This window comes from Aeromonas intestinalis (assembly GCF_054052485.1).
In genome coordinates this window covers 1-1,192 of sequence record NZ_JBSTYK010000034.1, presented here as the reverse complement: position 1 = coordinate 1,192, position 1,192 = coordinate 1, and the positions used below count along the sequence as shown (strand labels likewise).

At 53.2% G+C, this 1,192-nt stretch carries 1 rRNA gene; it reads right to left on the bottom strand.

Going from position 1 to position 1,192, the window contains the following annotated elements:
* Nucleotides 1-1,192 (bottom strand): 23S ribosomal RNA (locus ACW5W7_RS21255); the annotation flags it as partial.

The window sequence follows — 1,192 nt, the reverse complement described above, 5'->3', positions numbered from 1 at the left end:
ACGATGACTTGTAATCTGAAGCTTAGAGGCTTTTCCTGGAAGCAGGGCATCAATGGCTTCCGCACCGTAGTGCGTTCGTCTCGTGTCTCAGTGTTGTGTCTCCGGATTTGCCTAGAAACACCACCTACGCACTTTCACCAGGACAACCGTCGCCTGGCCCACCTAGCCTTCTCCGTCCCCCCATCGCAATTACAAGTCGTGCAGGAATATTAACCTGCTTCCCATCGATTACGCCTTTCGGCCTCACCTTAGGGGTCGACTCACCCTGCCCCGATTAACGTTGGACAGGAACCCTTGGTCTTCCGGCGAGGAGGCTTTTCACCCCCTTTATCGTTACTTACGTCAGCATTCGCACTTCTGATATCTCCAGCATACCTCTCGATACACCTTCGCAGACTTACAGAACGCTCCCCTACCACTCACGCTTAGCGTGAATCCGCGGCTTCGGTGCCTGGTTTGAGCCCCGTTACATCTTCCGCGCAGGCCGACTCGACTAGTGAGCTATTACGCTTTCTTTAAATGATGGCTGCTTCTAAGCCAACATCCTAGCTGTCTGAGCCTTCCCACATCGTTTCCCACTTAACCAGAACTTTGGGACCTTAGCCGGCGGTCTGGGTTGTTTCCCTCTTCACGACGGACGTTAGCACCCGCCGTGTGTCTCCCGGATATTACTTACTGGTATTCGGAGTTTGCATGGGGTTGGTAAGTCGGGATGACCCCCTAGCCCAAACAGTGCTCTACCCCCAGTAGTATTCGTCCGAGGCGCTACCTAAATAGCTTTCGGGGAGAACCAGCTATCTCCGAGTTTGATTGGCCTTTCACCCCCAGCCACAGGTCATCCCCTAACTTTGCAACGTTAGTGGGTTCGGTCCTCCAGTTGATGTTACTCAACCTTCAACCTGCCCATGGCTAGATCACCCGGTTTCGGGTCTACACCTTGCAACTAGACGCCCAGTTAAGACTCGGTTTCCCTACGGCTCCCCTATACGGTTAACCTCGCTACAAAATGTAAGTCGCTGACCCATTATACAAAAGGTACGCAGTCACCCCGAAGGGCTCCCACTGCTTGTACGTACACGGTTTCAGGTTCTATTTCACTCCCCTCACAGGGGTTCTTTTCGCCTTTCCCTCACGGTACTGGTTCACTATCGGTCAGTCAGGAGTATTTAGCCTTGGAGGATGGTCCCCCCAT